Origin of the sequence: Parapedobacter lycopersici, assembly GCF_040395035.1 — a bacterium.
GTDB classification, from domain to species: domain Bacteria; phylum Bacteroidota; class Bacteroidia; order Sphingobacteriales; family Sphingobacteriaceae; genus Parapedobacter; species Parapedobacter lycopersici_A.
This window is the reverse complement of record NZ_JBEBRB010000119.1, coordinates 1-4,186: the sequence shown is the minus strand read 5'-3', so window position 1 is coordinate 4,186 and position 4,186 is coordinate 1. Positions and strand designations below refer to the sequence as shown.

Sequence of the window (4,186 nt, the reverse complement as noted above, 5' to 3'; positions counted from 1 at the left end):
ACGGGTTAAAAAATGCCGCTGCCTCAATGGAATACTCCATGGTGAAATAAGCACCGATCAGCAGTTTCAGGTGCTCGGGTAATTTCGACGGATCAATTTCCATCTGCTCCATGAGTGGAGTCAACCGCTTGAAATGATTCACAAATATCCGCTGGATACTGCGGTGCCTGGTGGAATATTTGCGCTGCACCTGGCTGAGTACCTCGCGCTGCCGCTCGTCGGTAAGTGCCATAACAGCTTTGATCAGGCGCTTCGCGCGTTCATCCCCCGCAAATAGGTAACGTGCAATTACCCGGCTGGAATCCGGTTGGAAAATCTGCTTCTTTCTGACTATCGTTACTGGCATGTATCTTGTCTTGTTACCGGTGGCAGTACCGTCATTTACAACAAAAAAAAGACTTTTATCAGAAAAAGCATCGCAAAAGTCGAGTTTTTTTTAGACATTCGGTTCATTTCACGATTTAACGCGACCGGCTATGATCCAATCCTTTGCTTCAAAAGACCAAAACGGGTTCGACTGGGTTGATCTGTCGTCACCGAGCGACGGGGAAATTAACCAGATAGCGACCCGGTTCCAGTTGCATGAGGCTTCCATCAAAGACTGGATGCAGCCCGATCACCTACCCAAGTATGAACTGTTTGACCATTATACATTCGTGATTTTCCGGGTACTGGACAGCCGGCCGGTCCACGAGGCAGACACAATACAGGAGCTCACCAATAAAATTGCCATCTTCTTCAATGAGTCGTACCTGATTACGGTACACAAAAAGGAACACGCGCTTATTGAAACGGTAAAAAGCAAACGCATTGATTCCGGCGCGTGCGATAATGTGCTGCACCTGCTGAACACCCTGATCCGGGAATCGATACTGACGTTTGACGTATCCAGCGTTAAGCTGTCGGAAACACTGGATTATTACGAAGAGCGGGTGTTTCTGCGGCAGCAGAAATCGCCCATATTACGCGGACTGTATTTCGTGAAACGTAAAATCGATGTCATCCGGAAGATCCTGCTGCTGTCTTATGAAATCATCGATAATATCGATACCCCCGAACAGAGCACCGCATATACGCGCGACCTCCGCGACCTGTATATCCGCACACAGACCTTTTTCGACAACCTTTCGGAAAATACCGCACAATTACTATCGCTCTATTTCTCGATTTCCTCGCAACGCACCAACGAGACCATGCGCGTGCTGACCGTGTTTTCTGTCTTTTTCATGCCACTTACCTTTATTGTAGGCGTATACGGAATGAACTTCAAGTTTATGCCTGAATTGACGTGGCCGTATGGTTATCCGGCAGTCATGGCGCTGATGCTGGGGCTCTCGATTGCTATTTACTTTTGGTTTAAGCGGAAAGGGTGGTTATAATTCATTTCTGCCGCGGTGCCGTGGCAACAAAATCCTTCAGGTAATCGGGCTCAAAATAAGCGACGTCAACGAAATCGCCGGCCTGCCAGGCTGCATAAGCCAGCGCACTCATGTGGCTCGCTGAATTCTTAAAACCGGAACTAACGGTGACGTGACGATGACCGGCAAACAGCACTTCGAATTTTTCCGCCCCGCTGCCAAACAGCAGGATTTCTCCGGCATCTTCGAACGGATCAAATGACGATGCATCAATGATGCGGGCACCGGTTGGCTGGGTGATGTCGAGCTGCGGACTATACATGGCCGAATATACTTCCATCCGGCGCGCATCAATCATGGGGCACAGCTTCGTTTCCGGCCGGACAAGACCGGGGTGCTGTTCGGCAAAACCGGATGCCATGGCGGTCAACGTACTGATGCCGATCAGCGGCAAATCCGTCGCATAGCAGAATCCCTTGGCCGCGGATACGCCGATACGCAGTCCGGTGTACGATCCCGGACCCTTGCTCACCGCTACCGCCTGCAGATCGGCGAAAGAAAGACCCGCTTCAGCCAGCAGCTCACTGACGAGCAGGGTCAGCCGGCTGGCATGCACATTAGGCTCATCGATGTCGCGGAAGGCAATGGTCTGGCCATTGACGGAAAGTGCGGCGGAGCATACCTGCGTGGCCGTTTCAAGCTGAAGAATATGATTTGCGGACATGGTGCGAAGGTAGGGATTTTTTGTGACCCATAACCGGGGATTGGTGGTCAGGGTACAGGATCATGGCCATGCCCACCCCAGGGATGACAGCGGGAGATCCGCTTCAGTGTAAGCCAGCCACCGCGGAAAGGACCGTATTTGCGGATGGCCTCCAGTCCGTATTGCGAACAGGTGGGCGTGAAGCGGCACGATGCAGCGAACATTGGCGACAACAGCAGCTGATAGGCGCGGATGAGCACCAGAAAAATACTGCCCAAAGCGGCCTTAATGAGTTTCTCCCATATGAATCTGAGCGCTTTCATGCTGTAATCTTCGCAATACATCCGTCATCCGTGCAAACAACAGCGGATAGTCCAGCAATTCATTTGCCGCATATTGAATGGCCAGCGTCAACGTAAACGGCAGCGATTCGAGGTGCGGGTACAATAACTCCGGTTTCTGTATCCGGTAGGCCTCGCGCATACGCCGTTTCAGCACATTACGCTGCACGGCATGCCGGAAACGCCGCTTCGGTACAGCAAACAGTACCTGAACCGGGTATTCTTGTTTATCCGCCGGACGGAACGTTACCCGGTAGGGGTATATAAAAAAAGAAGAACCATCGTGGAAAAGGCTATCAATCAACCTTTTGCTACACAATCGTTCTCCTTTGGTAAATGTATGCTTTCTCATTATCGATGACGTACCCCGAAACCGGTAAGGCTCCGGATGCAAGCGATCACCGGTAATGCAACATTAGGATTTGTGGCGTCCCTCGTCCGATACGGAAAGACGTTTCCGGCCTTTTGCCCTGCGGGCTGCCAATACGCGACGGCCGTTGGCTGTGCTCATGCGTTCGCGAAACCCGTGCTTATTTCTTCTTTTCCGTTGCGATGGCTGAAATGTTCTCTTCATGACGCTATTCTATTTTTATTGTATTCTTAAACAGGAGTGCAAATGTACGGTTTAATCGGACAACTATCAAATTTATCTAAAAATTAGCAGCACATTCGGTGCTTCCCTGTTTTTCATGGTCCGCGACTTGACATCAGTGCCAAAAATCGCAGCTGTCCAATCAGTTTTCCTGTTGCCCTATGACGTTGATAATCGCAGCCAGTTCTTTATTTTCCAGGCCATCCTGCCGGGCTTTCTCCAAAATGCCCGCCAACGCATTGGGGAACCCGCTCATTACCTTTAAATTTTGGAAAGTGGCAGCTATTCGTTGGGTTGCTGCAACACTTATCGCCAACGGGCTTTGCGAAATACGGAAGTCGCCTTTTGAAATCACACCGATCTCATGCTTGAAAAAATCCGTAAAACCCGGTGTAACTTCCCCAATCAGGTTGCTGTAATCTGTCAGGTCCAAACCGTATGCCTGCGATAGTTTCGCTCCGTAAATCAAACCCACGTAGGAGCCATACAGCCAGGTAAGGCTTGCCAGGTCCATTGCCGAGGAAGCCGCGGCCTTTGCGCCGAGGTATTTCAGGTTGCCGCCAAGAATCCGTAGTGCAGTTTTGCTCTGCCGATAGGCATTTTCATCCCCGGACAGCAATACAGTCGTTGTTTCAAGTCCCATTTGATCAGGTGCCACCTGTAAGGCGCCGTTGATGTACTTGCCTCCATAATCGGAAAGCAATTTTTCCAATTTATCTGCTTCCAACGGGCTTCCGGTAGTCAGGTTAATAAGCACCTTTCCGTTGAGCGCATTTTTGTCGGTTAATTTTTCAAGCAGCCCGTTTACCGCATCGTTGTCGGAAACACAAACAACACTGATCGTGCTGGCTTTAATGGCATCAAGGGCAGTTTTGGTAACCACAGCCTGTGTCAGTCCCGTTGTTTTGCTATCGCTACGGTTCCAGACACGGACTTCATAACCAGCCGCTAAATACAGTTGCGCTATTTTCATTCCCATTTGTCCCAGTCCCAAAACGGAGATCCTGTTCGGTTTTTTTTCCATTGCTGTAATTTTATGTGATAAGATAAGGCAAATTTCGTCTATCAGACCAGGCGGAACAATAACCGAAAAAAGATTCGGCATGGCAGCGTCCCGAAAATTGGCTTATTTTTGTATAAAGTCCAATTGCATGTACAAAAGAAAAATGGAAGAAGACCTGGACTGCGGTAT

6 protein-coding genes and 1 pseudogene are annotated in these 4,186 nt (G+C 49.7%); 1 reads left to right on the top strand and 6 read right to left on the bottom strand.

The window, feature by feature from the left end; all coding sequences use genetic code 11:
- Nucleotides 1-346 (bottom strand): annotated as a pseudogene (locus ABWO75_RS13450) (glycoside hydrolase family 130 protein); the annotation flags it as partial.
- Between the two features lie 130 nt (nt 347-476).
- On the opposite strand from ABWO75_RS13450, the gene ABWO75_RS13445 reads away from it, so the two are divergent.
- Nucleotides 477-1,379: a magnesium transporter CorA family protein gene (locus ABWO75_RS13445; RefSeq protein WP_353186362.1), complete on the top strand. Its 903-nt coding sequence runs from the start codon at nt 477-479 to the stop codon at nt 1,377-1,379.
- 1 nt (nt 1,380) lies between these two features.
- Here ABWO75_RS13445 and tsaB read toward each other — a convergent pair whose 3' ends face one another.
- The 5 genes from tsaB to ABWO75_RS13420 all read right to left on the bottom strand — a co-directional run bounded on the left by tsaB (nt 1,381) and on the right by ABWO75_RS13420 (nt 4,018).
- Complete coding sequence (tsaB, locus tag ABWO75_RS13440; protein WP_353186360.1) at nt 1,381-2,082, bottom strand: tRNA (adenosine(37)-N6)-threonylcarbamoyltransferase complex dimerization subunit type 1 TsaB; 702 nt, start codon at nt 2,080-2,082, stop codon at nt 1,381-1,383.
- Between the two features lie 47 nt (nt 2,083-2,129).
- Nucleotides 2,130-2,384 (bottom strand): membrane protein insertion efficiency factor YidD, encoded by a 255-nt coding sequence (yidD, locus tag ABWO75_RS13435; RefSeq protein WP_257657752.1) that lies wholly within the window; start codon nt 2,382-2,384, stop codon nt 2,130-2,132.
- On the bottom strand, nt 2,347-2,754 hold the full coding sequence (locus ABWO75_RS13430) for a ribonuclease P protein component (RefSeq protein WP_353186358.1): 408 nt from the start codon (nt 2,752-2,754) through the stop codon (nt 2,347-2,349). The genes yidD and ABWO75_RS13430 overlap by 38 nt, the downstream gene beginning before the upstream one ends.
- Nucleotides 2,755-2,817: 63 nt before the next feature.
- Nucleotides 2,818-2,976, bottom strand: coding sequence for a 50S ribosomal protein L34 (gene rpmH / locus ABWO75_RS13425; protein ID WP_132224529.1), 159 nt, complete (start codon nt 2,974-2,976; stop codon nt 2,818-2,820).
- 160 nt (nt 2,977-3,136) lie between these two features.
- Entirely contained in the window at nt 3,137-4,018 is an 882-nt protein-coding gene (locus ABWO75_RS13420; RefSeq protein ID WP_353186356.1) for an NAD(P)-dependent oxidoreductase, read from the bottom strand.
- Nucleotides 4,019-4,186: the final 168 nt, after the last annotated feature.